Raw genomic sequence first — 12,693 nt, forward strand, 5'->3', positions numbered from 1 at the left:
CCCGACGGCGCCCGCGCCTTCGCCCGCGACAGCCCGAGGGCCGAGGTGCACCTCCAGGACGGTGGCCACTTCCTCCTCGAAACCGGCCTGGACGAGGTGGTCCCCATGCTGCGGCAGTTCCTCGGCACCCACGTGGGCGCCCGCTGAACCACGCACACACCCCGCCCCTGCCGGTCGGTTCCACGGCCTGTCAGGCGGCGAGCACCTTGGCCTTCGCGCGCTCGTACTCCTCGGCCGTGAGGTCGCCGTGATTCTTGAGCTCCACGAGGTGCTCGAGCTCCTCCGCGCGGCCCGTGGCGGCGGTCGTCCGCACGAACTCCCGGAAGTCCGCCTCCGCCTTCTCGGCCCGCTTCATCTCACGCATGCCCATCCCCCGGCCACGCGCCACCAGGTACACGAAGACGCCGAGGAAGGGCAGCACCAGGACGAAGACGGTCCAGCCCGCCTTGGCCCATCCGTTCAGCGAGTCGTCGCGGAAGAGATCGGCGAACACGCGGAACAACAGAAACAGCCACAGGATCCACAGAAAGACCCACATCGTGGTCAGAAAAACATTCAGCAGCGGGTAGTCCATCGCTTGCCTCCCGTCGGACACGCCCGGCGGGGCCACCAGGGCCCCACCAGGGCCCACATCTTCAGCTTACGGCGGCCCCCGGTCGGCGCAGCAGCGGATGCCATGAGGGCCGGCGGTGCGTACCAATGGGAAGGCGGGGGCCTCACCACGCGGCGGAGGCCGGAAGGGCGGGCGGGCCATGGAGCTCCAGGTTCTCCCCCTGGCCGTCACCATGATGGCGGGGCCGCAGATCGTGGCCGCCGTCGTCCTCGTGACCACCGCGCGACCGGTGCGGGCGTGCCTGGCGTTTCTGCTGGGGGTGGCGATCGCCACGGCGGCGGGAGTCGCCCTCGCCCGGGGGGTCTTCGCGCTGCTGGGGCAGGCGATCGCACCGGGCAATCCGTCCGATCGGGGTGTGGCGGCGGTCGTCGTCCAGCTGGTGCTGGTGGGACTGCTGGCGCTGGTCGCCGTGAAGAACGTGGTGAAGCGGCGGACGGTCGAGCCGCCGAAGTGGCTGGGCTCGCTGATGGAGGCCGGTCCCCGTAAGGCGCTCACGACCGGCTTCCTGATCATCCTGCTCATGCCGTCCGACATCGCGGTCATGCTGACCGTGGGGGCGAATCTGGAGCAGCACGACGCGGAATGGACGGCGGCGCTGCCGTTCATCGCCGCCACCGTGCTGATCGCGGCACTGCCGCTGCTGGTCTACCTCCCTCTCGGCGACCGGGCGCGGCGCGCGATGCCCCGGCTCCGGGAATGGCTCACCACCCATAGCTGGGTGGTCAATGTCGGGGCGTGCCTGATCTTCATCGTGCTCATCCTGGCCCCCTGACGGCGTGTGGGCGGGCGTCGGCTGACGGTCTGTGGGCGGGCCCCGACCCGGCTTCAACCGCCCCGGCCGTGCGCGCCCGTGCGGCCCGTGGCGGCCAGGAGGGCGATCACGGCGAGGGCCGCCAGCAGGATCAGCACCAGGAAGAGCACGGTCAGCACGGTGGGGTGGTTCCACAGGGCGAACACCGCGACCGGCACCAGCAGGGCCGTTATCGTCAGTCCCCGCCGGTGGTCGGCGGTCCAGGTGCCGGCCCGGCCGGTGCGCATCCCGTGGGCCGCGCCCCAGCGGGCCGCGCTGTCGGCGAGGACCTCGGCCCGGCCGCGTACGGTGCTCGGCAGCCGCCCCGGCCCTGCCAGATAGGAGCCGAGCGCGACCACGAGCCCGAGCACCAGCACGGTGAGCACGGTGACCCGCAGGAAGCGCACCACCGTGTCGAAGAGGACCGAGGCGGCCGCCCGGGACAGCACGCTCGTCGGCACATGGTCGAGGTAGTAGCGGCGGCCCGCCACGAGGACCAGGGCCAGGGCGAGGGAGGCGAGCGCGGTGCCCAGGGCCGCGCGGGCGAGCGCCCGGCGGCGCCGGCGGGCGAGCAGCACTCCCGTACCGCCGAGGGTCACGGTCAGCGCGGGCAGCCAGTTCCCGGCCAGGTCGAGCAGGCGCGCCGACCGTCGAATAGTGTCGAGCCGGTCGGAGTGGAAGAGGACGAGCCGCTGGTGGATGTCGGGGATGCCGGTCACCGCGGGGAGCCCGGCGTCCACCAGCTGCTGTCTGACCCGCTCCACGGCGGCGCCGACGTTGAGGGTGACGGTGTGGCCCTCGACGCCGACCGGCCCGCCGCCCTTGCCGGTGAGGGCGCTCACGACGGCGGTGTGGGCGGCCCGGTTGGCGCCGGTCCACACGGCGGGGAACTGCTCGCTGCGCACGATGTGGGCGGCCACCTTCCGCACCGCCTGGTCCAGGGCCGAGTCCAGCTGCGGGGCCAGCCCCTCGATGGTGTCGGCGGCCCGCTCCGGGAGGCCGTGGGCGCGCAGCCAGGAGGCGATGTCGGCGGTGATCTCCTGGCTGTTGTGGCGGATGTCGACGGCCTGGCTGACCTGTTCCACGGCGGTGTCCTGGATCGCCGGGTCCTCCGCGAGCGGGGCGACGGTCGCCACATAGCGGTCGGTGTCCAGGACGATGTCGTGGACCCACACCGTCAGCACGGACACCGGTACGAGGAGGCAACCAACCAGGATCAGCAGGGCCGACACGGCGCTTCTGGCCATGACACCCATCTCCCGCCCTCACCGGCGGGGCCGCATCCCGGGTGACACGTGCGGGTGAGCGGATGTGCCCAAGCGGATCAGCGGGCCCGGCGGGACGGGCCGATCTGTGGGCTCCTGCGGATCCGGTGTTCCGGGGTCAGGAGGCGGCCGGGGCGGCGCGGCCCGCCAGCGCGTCGAGTTCGGCGCGGCCGAGCCCGGTCAGCCGCTCGACCTCGGCGCCGTCGAGGGCCCCGCAGTCCAGCCCGCGCACCAAGTGGCCGCTGAGCGCCTTCGCGGTGGCCGGTTCGTCGGCGATGCCGGTGCCTCCGGCCGTACGGTCCACATACGCGGCGAGCCGTTCCGCCGCCGCCTCCAGGCCCTCGCGGTAGAACGCGTAGACGGCGGCGTAGCGGGTCGGGAGGTGGCCGGGGTGCATGTCCCAGCCCTGGTAGTAGGCGCGCGCCAACGACCGCCGGACCAGACGGTGGTGGAGCCGCCAGGCGTCGTGGACCCGCTCGGTGGGGCCGACCGGCAGCACATTGGTCGAGCCGTCGGAGAGCCGTACGCCGGTGCCGGCGGCGGCGACCTGCATCACGGCCTTGGCGTGGTCGGCCACGGGGTGGTCCATGGACTGATGGGCGGCGCCGACGCCGCAGGAGGCGCTGTAGTCGAAGGTGCCGTAGTGCAGTCCGGTGGCCCGTCCCTCGGCGGCGTCGATCATCCGGGCGACGGTGGCGCGACCGTCCGGGCCGAGGATGGCCTGGGTGGTCTCGATCTGGATCTCGAAGCCGATACGGCCGCGGGCGAGCCCGTGCGCCTCCTCGAACTCCTCGCACAGCCGGGCCATCGCGGTGACCTGCTCGGCGTACGTCACCTTGGGGAGGGTGAGCACCAGGCCGTCCGGCAGCCCTCCGGCCGCCATCAGCCCGGTGAGGAAGATGTCGAGGGTGCGGATGCCGCGGTCGCGTACGGCGGCCTCCAGGCACTTCATGCGGATGCCGACATAGGACGGCGCGGTGCTGTCCGCGCGGGCGGCCGCGACGAGCGAGGCGGCGCGGGCGGCCGCGGTGTCCTCCTCGGCGTCGGGGCGGAGGCCGTAGCCGTCCTCGAAGTCGATCCGCAGATCCTCCACGGGCTCGCGCTCCAGCTTGGCCCGCACCCGGGTGTGGACGGGCTCGGCGAGTTCGCCGGGGAGGCCGAGGACGGCGGCGAAGGAGGCGGCGTCGGGGGCGTGCCGGTCGAGGGCCGACAGCGCCTGGTCGCCCCAGTCGCGCACCGTACCGGCGGTGAAGAGGTCGGCGGGGACGTAGACGGTGTGGACGGGCTGACGGGTGCCGGGGTCGCCGGGGTAGCGGCGGGCGAGCTCGGCGTCGACGGCGGCGAGGGAGTCGGCGATGGACGCCCGTACCGCACCGGGCAGGCTGGTCCGCACCGTCTCCTGAGGCTCCATGTCCGTTCGCCGCCCTTCCCGCCATTTCCGCTGTACGGAAACGATGATCCGTGCGGTGAAGTTAGCCAGCCACGGAACGGCGGGTCAACACCCTCCCGGCAGCCGCGAGCCCCGCACGCGCATCGCGTACGGGGCCTCGCGGAGGTCCGGCGGGTGTCAGCCCTTGCGGGACTTGACCTCCTCGGTCAGCTGCGGGACGACCTCGAAGAGGTCGCCGACCACGCCGTAGTCGACCAGGTCGAAGATCGGGGCCTCGGCGTCCTTGTTGACGGCCACGATGGTCTTCGAGGTCTGCATACCGGCGCGGTGCTGGATCGCGCCCGAGATGCCCGCCGCGATGTAGAGCTGCGGCGAGACGGTCTTGCCGGTCTGGCCCACCTGGTTGGTGTGCGGGTACCAGCCCGCGTCCACCGCGGCGCGCGAGGCGCCGACGGCCGCGCCGAGGGAGTCGGCGAGGGCCTCGACGACGGGGAAGTTCTCCGCGCCGCCCACACCACGGCCGCCGGAGACCACGATCGCGGCCTCGGTCAGGTCCGGGCGCCCGGTCGACTCACGCGGCGTGCGCGCCACGACCTTCGTCCCCGTGGCCTGCTCCGAGAAGGACACCTCGAGCGCCTCGACCGCGCCCGCGGCCGGGGCGGCCTCCACGGCGGCCGAGTTCGGCTTCACCGTGATCACCGGAGTGCCCTTGCTGACCCGGGACTTGGTGGTGAAGGCGGCGGCGAACACCGACTGCGTGGCCACCGGACCCTCGTCACCGGCCTCCAGGTCCACGGCGTCGGTGATGATGCCCGAGCCGATACGGACCGCGAGCCGGGCCGCGATCTCCTTGCCCTCCGCGGAGGACGGGAACAGTACGGCGGACGGCGACACGGCCTCGTACGCGGCCTGGACCGCGTCCACCTTCGGGACGACGAGGTAGTCGGCGAACTCGGGCGCGTCCGCGGTCAGCACCTTCACGGCGCCGTGCTCGGCGAGGGTGGACGCGGTGTTCTCGGCACCGGAGCCGAGGGAGACGGCGACGGGCTCGCCGATGCGGCGGGCCAGGGTCAGCAGCTCCAGGGTGGGCTTGCGGACGGCACCGTCCACGTGATCGACGTAGACAAGGACTTCAGCCATGGGAATCGCTCTCCTGCGAAATGCGAAAGATCTGGGACGGGCGGCGGGAACCGGTCAGATGAACTTCTGGCCGGCCAGGCGGCTTCAGACGAATTTGCGCTCCGCGAGAAAGGCGGCGAGCTGCTTGCCGCCCTCGCCCTCGTCCTTGACGATCGTGCCCGCGGTGCGGGCCGGACGCTCGGTGGCGCCGTCCACGGCGGTCCAGGCGCCCTCGAGACCGACCTCGTCCGACTCGATCTCCAGGTCCTCGAGGTCCCAGGACTCCACCGGCTTCTTCTTCGCCGCCATGATGCCCTTGAACGACGGGTAGCGGGCCTCACCGGACTGGTCGGTCACCGACACGACCGCCGGAAGCTGCGCCTGAAGCTGCTCGGTCGCGGTGTCCCCGTCACGGCGCCCCTTCACGGTGCCGTCCTCGACCGACACCTCCGACAGCAGCGACACCTGCGGCACGCCGAGGCGCTCCGCCAGCATCGCCGGGAGCACGCCCATGGTGCCGTCGGTGGAGGCCATCCCGCAGACCACGAGGTCGTAGCCGGTCTTCTCGATGGCCTTGGCCAGCACCAGCGAGGTGCCCAGCGCGTCGGTGCCGTGCAGATCGTCGTCCTCGACGTGCACGGCCTTGTCCGCCCCCATCGACAGCGCCTTGCGCAGCGCGTCCTTGGCGTCCTCCGGGCCGACGGTCAGCACGGTGATCTCGGCGTCATCGGCCTCGTCGGCGATCTGCAGGGCCTGCTCGACCGCGTACTCGTCCAGCTCCGAGAGCAGGCCGTCCACGTCGTCGCGATCGACGGTCAGGTCTTCGGCGAAGTGCCGGTCGCCGGTGGCGTCGGGCACGTACTTAACACAGACAACGATCCTCAAGCTCACGCCGGCTCTCCTACTGCATCGTCTCTACCGAGCTGCCTTGTTGCTGGCAGCATAGGCGCCTTCGGGGGCGGGACCCGGGCGGTACCGCGGGCGGTTTCCTGCCTGGGCGGCCCATGCACCGCAGCAAAATATTACTCGTCAGTACACCCAGCTCATTCCCCGTACGCAACCCGCTTGAACTGTGACCTTGCCAACGGCGCTGATCAACGCGAGGCGTACATGCCAACCGGAGAGGCGCGGGTCGGCCGCGGAGCGCGTGGCAGGTCAGTCGCGGAGCCCGTTGAAGCGTCCCTGGTGGTAGAGCAGCGGACGGCCGGCCCCGGCCGCGGCACCCGTGGTGACCTCGCCGATCAGCAACCGGTGGTCCCCGGCGGGTATCCGGGCCACCACCCGGCACACCAGCCACGCCAGCACCCCGTCGAGCACCGGTACGCCCTCCGGCCCCGAGCGCCAGCCGGTGGCCGGTCCGAAGCGGTCGGCACCGCTGCGCGCGAAGGTCGCGGCCAGCTCCCGCTGGTGCTCGCCCAGAATGTGGACACCGACGTGCTCGGCCTCGGAGAGCACCGGCCAGCTCGAGGAGCCGGTGCCCACACCGAAGGAGAGCAGCGGCGGCTCGGCGGCCACGGAGGCGAGGGAGGTGGCGGTGAAGCCGACCGGGCGGGTGCCCTGGGCGGTGATCACGGCGACGCCGGAGGCGTGCCGGCGGAAGACGGAGCGGAAGAGGTCGGACGTCGTCAGCGGGGACGTGCCGAGGTCGTGCGTTGCCGTCATGGAGTTGTCCTTCTGCCGGAGGTACGGGCGGGGGGCTGCGCTTGTCCTCGTTCGCTCACCCGCCCGGACACCGTGCGCCGGCGGTCCGCATCAGGTCCACGTGCACACGTCCGTAAAGAAGGGGTCCAGGCCGCATGCCGTTCACCCTGACCACGCCGGGTGCGGACCGTCAAGTGGGGCCGGGGAGCGGAGGCTCACACGGCATCACCCAGAGCGGCGATGACATCGGCCCGGCGCGGCAGCCCGGAGGCCCGCCGTACGACCCGCCCGGCCGCGTCGAGCACCAGCACGGTGGGGGTGCGGGCGATGTCCAGCGCCCGGACCAGCTCCAGCCGCGACTCGGCGTCGATCTCGATGTGCGTCACCCCGTCCACCATCGCGGCCACCTCGGACAGTGTCCGCCGGGTGGCCCGGCAGGGCTGGCAGAAGGCGCTGGAGAACTGGACCAGCGTCGCCCGCTCCCCCAGCTCCGCGCCGAGCTCGGCGGCGCCCAGCCGCCGGCTTCCGTCGCCGTCTCGCACTTGTCTCCTCCCGGTCGGGCCTCCCTGGTGCAGCGTCCTGGGCGGCCCGGGGATTCCCCGGCGGCGCCCCGACGTGATGAGGATCTCTCGGCCGCGCCGCGCCGCGCGGTAGCACAAAGAGACGACATCGGGCACCATCTGCCAGAAGCCGGATACCTACGGCCGCGTAACTTCCGCCGGGAGAACCCTCCCCAGGCATACGACGAAGGGTCCTCGATGGCAGAGCTCGTCTACCCGCCGGTGATCGGCATCGCCCGCACCATGTTCAAGGCGCTCGATCTGCGCTTCGACATCAAGGGCACCGAGAATGTCCCGCAGACGGGTGGCGCGGTTCTGGTGAGCAACCACATCGGCTATCTCGACTTCGTCTTCTGCGGGCTGACCGCCCGTCCGGCCAAGCGGCTGGTGCGGTTCATGGCCAAGGAGTCGGTCTTCCGGCACAAGGTCTCCGGGCCGCTGATGCGCGCGATGAAGCACATTCCGGTGGACCGCGCGGCGGGCATGGACGCGTACAAGCACGCCCTGCGGGCGCTGCGCTCCGGCGAGATCATCGGTGTCTTCCCGGAGGCGACGATCTCGCGGTCCTTCACCCTCAAGAACTTCAAGTCGGGCGCGGCCCGGCTGGCGCAGGAGGCGGGCGTCCCACTGCTGCCGATGGCGCTGTGGGGCACGCAGCGGCTGTGGACCAAGGGCCAGAAGCGGGCGCTGGGCCGCCATCACTTCCCGATCACGATGCGGGTCGGCGAGCCGATGGAGGCCGACCCGACCGAGCCCTCGGACACCCTGACCGAGCGGCTGCGCGGCCGGGTGCAGGAGCTGCTCGAGGCGGCGCAGCGGGCGTATCCGGTGCGGCCCAAGGGCCCGGAGGACACCTGGTGGGTCCCGGCCCACCTGGGCGGCACCGCTCCCACCCCGGCCGAGGCGCTGGCCCTGGACCGGGGACGCTAGGACGAACGACCGCGGAGCGGGCTGTGCGGCCCGCCCCGTGCGCTCATCCCCGGAAACGGCCTACCGGCCCATCTCCTCCTTGAGGGCCGTGATGAAGCCGTCCACGTCCTCCTCCGTGGTGTCGAAGGAGCACATCCAGCGCACATCGCCCGCGGCCTCGTCCCAGAAGTAGAAGCGGTAGCGCTTCTGGAGGCGTTCGCTCACCTCATGCGGGAGCCGGGCGAAGACCGCGTTGGCCTGGACCGGGTGGAGGATCTTCACCCCGTCCACCGCGCGCACGCCATCCGCCAGCCGCTGGGCCATGGTGTTGGCGTGGCGGGCGTTGCGCAGCCACAGGTCGCGGGCGAGCAGGGCCTCCAGCTGGACGGAGATGAACCGCATCTTGGACGCCAGCTGCATGGACAGCTTCCGCAGATGCTTCATGGCGCCCACCGCGTCCGGGTCGAGGACGACGACGGCCTCGCCGAAGAGCATCCCGTTCTTGGTGCCGCCGAAGGACAGGATGTCGACGCCCGCCGCGTTGGTGAACGCGCGCATCGGCACGTCCAGGGACGCGGCCGCGTTGGCTATCCGGGCGCCGTCGAGGTGGACCTTCATCCCGCGCTCGTGCGCGTGGTCACAGATGGCGCGGATCTCGTCCACCGTGTAGACGGTGCCGAGCTCGGTGTTCTGGGCGATCGAGACCACCTGCGGCATCGCCCGGTGCTCATCGTCCCAGCCCCACGCCTGGCGGTCGATGAGCTCGGGGGTGAGCTTGCCGTCCTCGGTGGGGACGGTGAGCAGCTTCAGCCCGCCGACGCGCTCGGGCGCCCCGCACTCGTCCACGTTGATATGGGCGGACTCGGCGCAGATGACCGCGCCCCAGCGGTCGGTGAGGGCCTGCAGGGCGACGACGTTGGAGCCGGTGCCGTTGAAGACCGGGAACGCCTGGGCGTGCGGGCCGAAGTGGCTGCGCATGACGAACTGCAGATGCGCGGTGTAGTCGTCCTCGCCGTAGGAGACCTGATGGCCTCCGTCGGCGAGGGCGAGCGCGGCGAGGATCTCCGGGTGGGTGCCGGCGTAGTTGTCGCTGGCGAAGCCGCGTACCTCGGGGTCGTGGTGGCGGCGGGCGTCGGTCCTCACGGCTTGGGGGTCAGCCACTGGCGGGTTCCGTTCACTTCCTGGGCGGGCCGGTCCCAGAGTCCGGTGATGGCCTCGGCCAGCTCCTTGACGTCCGTGAAGCCCGCGAACTTCGCGTTGGGGCGCTCCGCCCGCATGGCGTCGTGCACCAGCGCCTTGACCACCAGGATGGCAGCGGCCGCCGACGGACCGCCCTCGCCCCCCAGTTTGCGGAAGGAGTCGGCGAGCGCGAGCGTCCACGCCTCGGCGGCGGCCTTGGCCGCGGCGTACGCGGCGTTGCCCGCGGTGGGCTTGGACGCGCCCGCCGCGCTGATCAGCACATAACGGCCCTTGCCGCTGCGCAGCAGGGCGTCGTGGAAGGCGAGGGAGGTGTGCTGGGCGGTGCGGATCAGCAGATTGTGCAGGGTGTCCCAGTCGGCGAGCGGGGCGTCGGCGAAGGTCTTGCTGCCGCGCCAGCCGCCGACCAGGTGGATCAGCCCGTCGACCCGGCCGAACTCCTTCTCGGTGCGGTCGGCCCAGGCGCGGGCGGCGCCGAGGTCGAGCAGGTCGATCGTCTCGCCGGTGACGCTGGCGCCGCCGTGGGCGTAGCGCGCCGCGTCCACGGCCTCGGCCAGCCGCGCCGGGTCGGCGTCGGAGGCGACGACGGTGGCACCCGCCTCGGCGAGGCGGAGCAGCGTGGCCCGGCCCGCGGGGCCGGCCGCGCCGGCCACCGCGACCACCGCACCGTCCAGCGGCCGCTCGCCCGGCTCGTTCGGGCTGGGGCTCGATGTCGGTGTGGTCATGCTCGCCGCCTCCTCGTCCTGCCCCGCCTGGGGGCTGTGCGCCGCCGCGGTGCTCATGCCGCCGCCGGCAGGTCGCTGCCGGCCGTGATGCCCTTGGTGGAGGCGACCACGTCACGCAGCTTCTTCCCGAGCGCCTCGTAGAACATGCTCAGCGGAAACTCGTCGGGGAGCACGTCGTCGACGAGTTTGCGCGGCGGCTGGCTCAGGTCCAGGGCTTCGGGGCCCTTGGCCCAGACCGAGCCGGGGTGCGGGGCGAGATAGGTCGACACCAGCTCGTACGCCTTGAACCAGTGGACGAGCTTGGGCCGGTCGATGCCGTCGCGGTAGAGCTTCTCGATTTCGCCGCACAGCTGGTTGGTGACCTGCGAGGCGCGGGACCAGTCGATGTGCAGGGTGTTGTCCGTCCAGCGTACGACGTCGTGCTGGTGGAGGTAGGCGAAGAGCAACTGGCCGCCGAGCCCGTCGTAGTTGCGGACCCGCGCGCCGGTGACCGGGAACCGGAACATCCGGTCGAAGATCACGGCGTACTGGACGTCACGGCCCTGGTCGACGCCCTCGGCGTCCAGCTTCACGGCCTCCTTGAAGGCGGTGAGGTCGCAGCGAAGCTCCTCCAGTCCGTACATCCAGAACGGCTGCCGCTGCTTGATCATGAAGGGGTCGAACGGCAGGTCGCCATGGCTGTGGGTGCGGTCGTGGACCATGTCCCACAGGGCGAACGCCTCCTGGCAGCGGTGCTGGTCGGCGAGCATGTCCCGGATGTCGTCGGGGAGTTCGATCCCCAGGGCCCGGACCGCTGCCTCGCTGACCCGGCGGAACCGGGCCGCCTCGCGGTCGCAGAAGATGCCGCCCCAGCTGAACCGCTCGGGGGCCTCGCGGACGGCGATGGTCTCGGGGAAGAGCACCGCGGAATTGGTGTCGTAGCCGGAGGTGAAGTCCTCGAAGGCCAGTCCGCAGTAGAGCGGGTTGTCATAGCGGGTGCGCTCCAGCTCGGCCAGCCACTCCGGCCAGACCATGCGCAGCACCACGGCTTCCAGATTGCGGTCCGGGTTGCCGTTCTGCGTGTACATGGGGAAGACCACAAGGTGCTGGAGGCCGTCGGCGCGCGTGCGGGCGGGCTGGAAGGCGAGCAGTGAGTCGAGGAAGTCGGGGACCCCGAATCCCTCCTCGGTCCAGCGGCGCAGATCCGCGACGACCGCCCGGTGGTAGTCGGCGTCGTGCGGAAGCAGCGGGGCGAGCTCCTCGATGGCCCCGATCACCCGGTCGATGGTCGCCGCGGCGGTCTCCCGAGTGGGCGCGCCCTCGGCGTCGAAGTCGATGGAACCGTCCTTGGACTGCCACGGGCGAAACGTTTCGACAGCGTCCTTGAGGGTTGACCAGGCCGGACGATCGACCACACGCTCTGCGGGCAGAACGGCACCTTCAGCTATCACAGACGAAAGGATTTCCGTCATGACCACTCCTTCACCGGAGAAACTCGCGTATGACCACCGTATCCATGGACGCTCCCGCGCTCAAGCGACGGTACGGGAAATCATCCTGCGCCACACCCGCACCACCGCAGTTTTTCCTGCCCCCATCGGCTCGGCTCATGCCACGGCCCGGCTTGAACGGTCCTGTCATGAGCGGCCGGTATGGTGTGCGCCGGTCCGGGCGGCCCGTCCGCCGCGTGCCGATGAATCAGCCACCCCACTGCCTCCCCCGACCCGACGAAGACGTCCCGACGAAGGCCGTCGAGGGCCGTCAGAAGAGCGAGACAGCGTTGACTTTTCTCACCATCGGACACCGCGGAGTGATGGGTGTCGAGCCGGAGAACACCCTGCGGTCCTTCGTCCGCGCCGAGCACGAGGGCATGGACGTCATCGAACTGGACCTGCACCTCAGCAAGGACGGCGCGCTCGTGGTGATGCACGACGCGCACGTCGACCGCACCACCGACGGCAAGGGCCCGATCAGCGACTTCACCCTCGCGGAGCTGCGTGGGCTGGACGCCGGGGAGGGTGAGCGGATCCCGGTCTTCGAGGAGGTCGTGGACGCCGTGGAGGCGCCGCTCCAGGCCGAGATCAAGGACACGGCGGCCGCCCGGGCGCTGGCCGAGGTGCTGACCCGCCGCGATCTGCTGGACCGGGTGGACATCCTGTCCTTCCACGACGAGGCGCTCGCCGAGATCCGCGCCCTGCTCCCGACCGCCCGCACCGCCCTCGTGGCCAGCCGCTACGGCCTCGATGTGATCGACCGGGCGCATGCCGTCGGCGCCGGGATGCTGGTGCTCAACCTCCGCAGGCTGACCCTGGAGCTGGTGGAGAAGGCGCACGCCGACGACCTCAAGGTCATCGGCTGGACCGTGAACACCCCCGACCATCTGAAGCTGGTCCGTGGCCTCCGCCTGGACGGCGCCACGACCGACTTCCCGGAGATCCGGCGGGCGGCGCGCTTCACGGCGTGACGCGGCTAGCGGACGGCTTTCACTTGCACGGCGTAAGCGGC

General features: G+C 71.6%; 14 protein-coding genes and 1 pseudogene. 4 read left to right on the top strand and 11 right to left on the bottom strand.

Going from position 1 to position 12,693, the window contains the following annotated elements; genetic code table 11:
* A pseudogene (locus GWI24_RS45120) lies at positions 1 to 147 on the top strand (alpha/beta hydrolase); the annotation flags it as partial.
* A 43-nt stretch (positions 148 to 190) separates the two neighbouring features.
* Here GWI24_RS45120 and GWI24_RS12310 read toward each other — a convergent pair.
* Positions 191 to 574 carry an SHOCT domain-containing protein gene (locus GWI24_RS12310; RefSeq protein ID WP_086879758.1) on the bottom strand — a complete coding sequence of 128 codons (384 nt, stop codon included), beginning with the start codon at positions 572 to 574 and terminating at the stop codon, positions 191 to 193.
* Between the two features lie 178 nt (positions 575 to 752).
* Between GWI24_RS12310 and GWI24_RS12315 the strand changes: the two genes are divergently transcribed.
* The gene (locus tag GWI24_RS12315; RefSeq protein WP_210945989.1) at positions 753 to 1,385 is read left to right on the top strand and encodes a GAP family protein; all 633 of its coding nucleotides are present in this window, start codon (positions 753 to 755) and stop codon (positions 1,383 to 1,385) included.
* A gap of 53 nt (positions 1,386 to 1,438) precedes the next feature.
* Here the strand turns inward: GWI24_RS12315 and GWI24_RS12320 are convergent, their stop codons facing one another.
* The 7 genes from GWI24_RS12320 to GWI24_RS12345 all read right to left on the bottom strand — a co-directional run bounded on the left by GWI24_RS12320 (position 1,439) and on the right by GWI24_RS12345 (position 7,393).
* Positions 1,439 to 2,650, bottom strand: a complete 1,212-nt coding sequence (locus tag GWI24_RS12320) for a hypothetical protein (protein WP_210945990.1) — start codon at positions 2,648 to 2,650, stop codon at positions 1,439 to 1,441.
* 136 nt (positions 2,651 to 2,786) lie between these two features.
* Entirely contained in the window at positions 2,787 to 4,079 is a 1,293-nt protein-coding gene (locus GWI24_RS12325; protein WP_210945991.1) for an aldolase/citrate lyase family protein, read from the bottom strand.
* A 156-nt stretch (positions 4,080 to 4,235) separates the two neighbouring features.
* A complete protein-coding gene (locus GWI24_RS12330; protein ID WP_210945992.1) occupies positions 4,236 to 5,198 on the bottom strand; it encodes an electron transfer flavoprotein subunit alpha/FixB family protein in 963 nt (320 codons plus the stop codon).
* 84 nt (positions 5,199 to 5,282) lie between these two features.
* Entirely contained in the window at positions 5,283 to 6,068 is a 786-nt protein-coding gene (locus GWI24_RS12335) for an electron transfer flavoprotein subunit beta/FixA family protein (RefSeq protein ID WP_210945993.1), read from the bottom strand.
* A gap of 264 nt (positions 6,069 to 6,332) precedes the next feature.
* Entirely contained in the window at positions 6,333 to 6,839 is a 507-nt protein-coding gene (locus GWI24_RS12340; RefSeq protein ID WP_210945994.1) for a flavin reductase family protein, read from the bottom strand.
* A 55-nt stretch (positions 6,840 to 6,894) separates the two neighbouring features.
* On the bottom strand, positions 6,895 to 6,975 hold the full coding sequence (locus GWI24_RS46820) for a putative leader peptide (RefSeq protein WP_317259516.1): 81 nt from the start codon (positions 6,973 to 6,975) through the stop codon (positions 6,895 to 6,897).
* Positions 6,976 to 7,033: 58 nt separating this feature from the next.
* A complete protein-coding gene (locus tag GWI24_RS12345; protein ID WP_210946018.1) occupies positions 7,034 to 7,393 on the bottom strand; it encodes a thioredoxin family protein in 360 nt (119 codons plus the stop codon).
* Between the two features lie 183 nt (positions 7,394 to 7,576).
* On the opposite strand from GWI24_RS12345, the gene GWI24_RS12350 reads away from it, so the two are divergent.
* Positions 7,577 to 8,308, top strand: coding sequence for a 1-acyl-sn-glycerol-3-phosphate acyltransferase (locus GWI24_RS12350; protein WP_210945995.1), 732 nt, complete (start codon positions 7,577 to 7,579; stop codon positions 8,306 to 8,308).
* A 60-nt stretch (positions 8,309 to 8,368) separates the two neighbouring features.
* Here GWI24_RS12350 and GWI24_RS12355 read toward each other — a convergent pair whose 3' ends face one another.
* From GWI24_RS12355 to GWI24_RS12365, 3 genes are read right to left on the bottom strand one after another with little or no spacing between them, the layout of a single operon-like run.
* Positions 8,369 to 9,430, bottom strand: coding sequence for a low specificity L-threonine aldolase (locus GWI24_RS12355; RefSeq protein WP_210945996.1), 1,062 nt, complete (start codon positions 9,428 to 9,430; stop codon positions 8,369 to 8,371).
* Positions 9,427 to 10,209 (bottom strand): SDR family NAD(P)-dependent oxidoreductase, encoded by a 783-nt coding sequence (locus tag GWI24_RS12360; RefSeq protein ID WP_210945997.1) that lies wholly within the window; start codon positions 10,207 to 10,209, stop codon positions 9,427 to 9,429. Before GWI24_RS12360 ends, GWI24_RS12355 begins: the two co-directional genes overlap by 4 nt.
* Positions 10,210 to 10,262: 53 nt before the next feature.
* Entirely contained in the window at positions 10,263 to 11,660 is a 1,398-nt protein-coding gene (locus tag GWI24_RS12365) for a DUF6421 family protein (RefSeq protein ID WP_210945998.1), read from the bottom strand.
* A 308-nt stretch (positions 11,661 to 11,968) separates the two neighbouring features.
* Here GWI24_RS12365 and GWI24_RS12370 point away from each other — a divergent pair, with 308 nt between their 5' ends.
* Positions 11,969 to 12,652, top strand: coding sequence for a glycerophosphodiester phosphodiesterase family protein (locus GWI24_RS12370; protein ID WP_210945999.1), 684 nt, complete (start codon positions 11,969 to 11,971; stop codon positions 12,650 to 12,652).
* Positions 12,653 to 12,693 lie beyond the last annotated feature (41 nt).

It is taken from the genome of Streptomyces sp. MK37H (assembly GCF_018035285.1).
Taxonomy (GTDB): domain Bacteria; phylum Actinomycetota; class Actinomycetes; order Streptomycetales; family Streptomycetaceae; genus Streptomyces; species Streptomyces endocoffeicus.

What these genes read in the sequence shown, in the direction of transcription:
- GWI24_RS12310 (WP_086879758.1), bottom strand. Translation starts at nt 574, where the DNA reads ATGGACTACCCGCTGCTGAATGTTTTTCTGACCACGATGTGGGTCTTT.
- GWI24_RS12315 (WP_210945989.1), top strand. Translation starts at nt 753, where the DNA reads ATGGAGCTCCAGGTTCTCCCCCTGGCCGTCACCATGATGGCGGGGCCG.
- GWI24_RS12320 (WP_210945990.1), bottom strand. Translation starts at nt 2,650, where the DNA reads ATGGCCAGAAGCGCCGTGTCGGCCCTGCTGATCCTGGTTGGTTGCCTC.
- GWI24_RS12325 (WP_210945991.1), bottom strand. Translation starts at nt 4,079, where the DNA reads ATGGAGCCTCAGGAGACGGTGCGGACCAGCCTGCCCGGTGCGGTACGG.
- GWI24_RS12330 (WP_210945992.1), bottom strand. Translation starts at nt 5,198, where the DNA reads ATGGCTGAAGTCCTTGTCTACGTCGATCACGTGGACGGTGCCGTCCGC.
- GWI24_RS12340 (WP_210945994.1), bottom strand. Translation starts at nt 6,839, where the DNA reads ATGACGGCAACGCACGACCTCGGCACGTCCCCGCTGACGACGTCCGAC.
- GWI24_RS46820 (WP_317259516.1), bottom strand. Translation starts at nt 6,975, where the DNA reads ATGCGGCCTGGACCCCTTCTTTACGGACGTGTGCACGTGGACCTGATG.
- GWI24_RS12350 (WP_210945995.1), top strand. Translation starts at nt 7,577, where the DNA reads ATGGCAGAGCTCGTCTACCCGCCGGTGATCGGCATCGCCCGCACCATG.
- GWI24_RS12360 (WP_210945997.1), bottom strand. Translation starts at nt 10,209, where the DNA reads ATGACCACACCGACATCGAGCCCCAGCCCGAACGAGCCGGGCGAGCGG.
- GWI24_RS12365 (WP_210945998.1), bottom strand. Translation starts at nt 11,660, where the DNA reads ATGACGGAAATCCTTTCGTCTGTGATAGCTGAAGGTGCCGTTCTGCCC.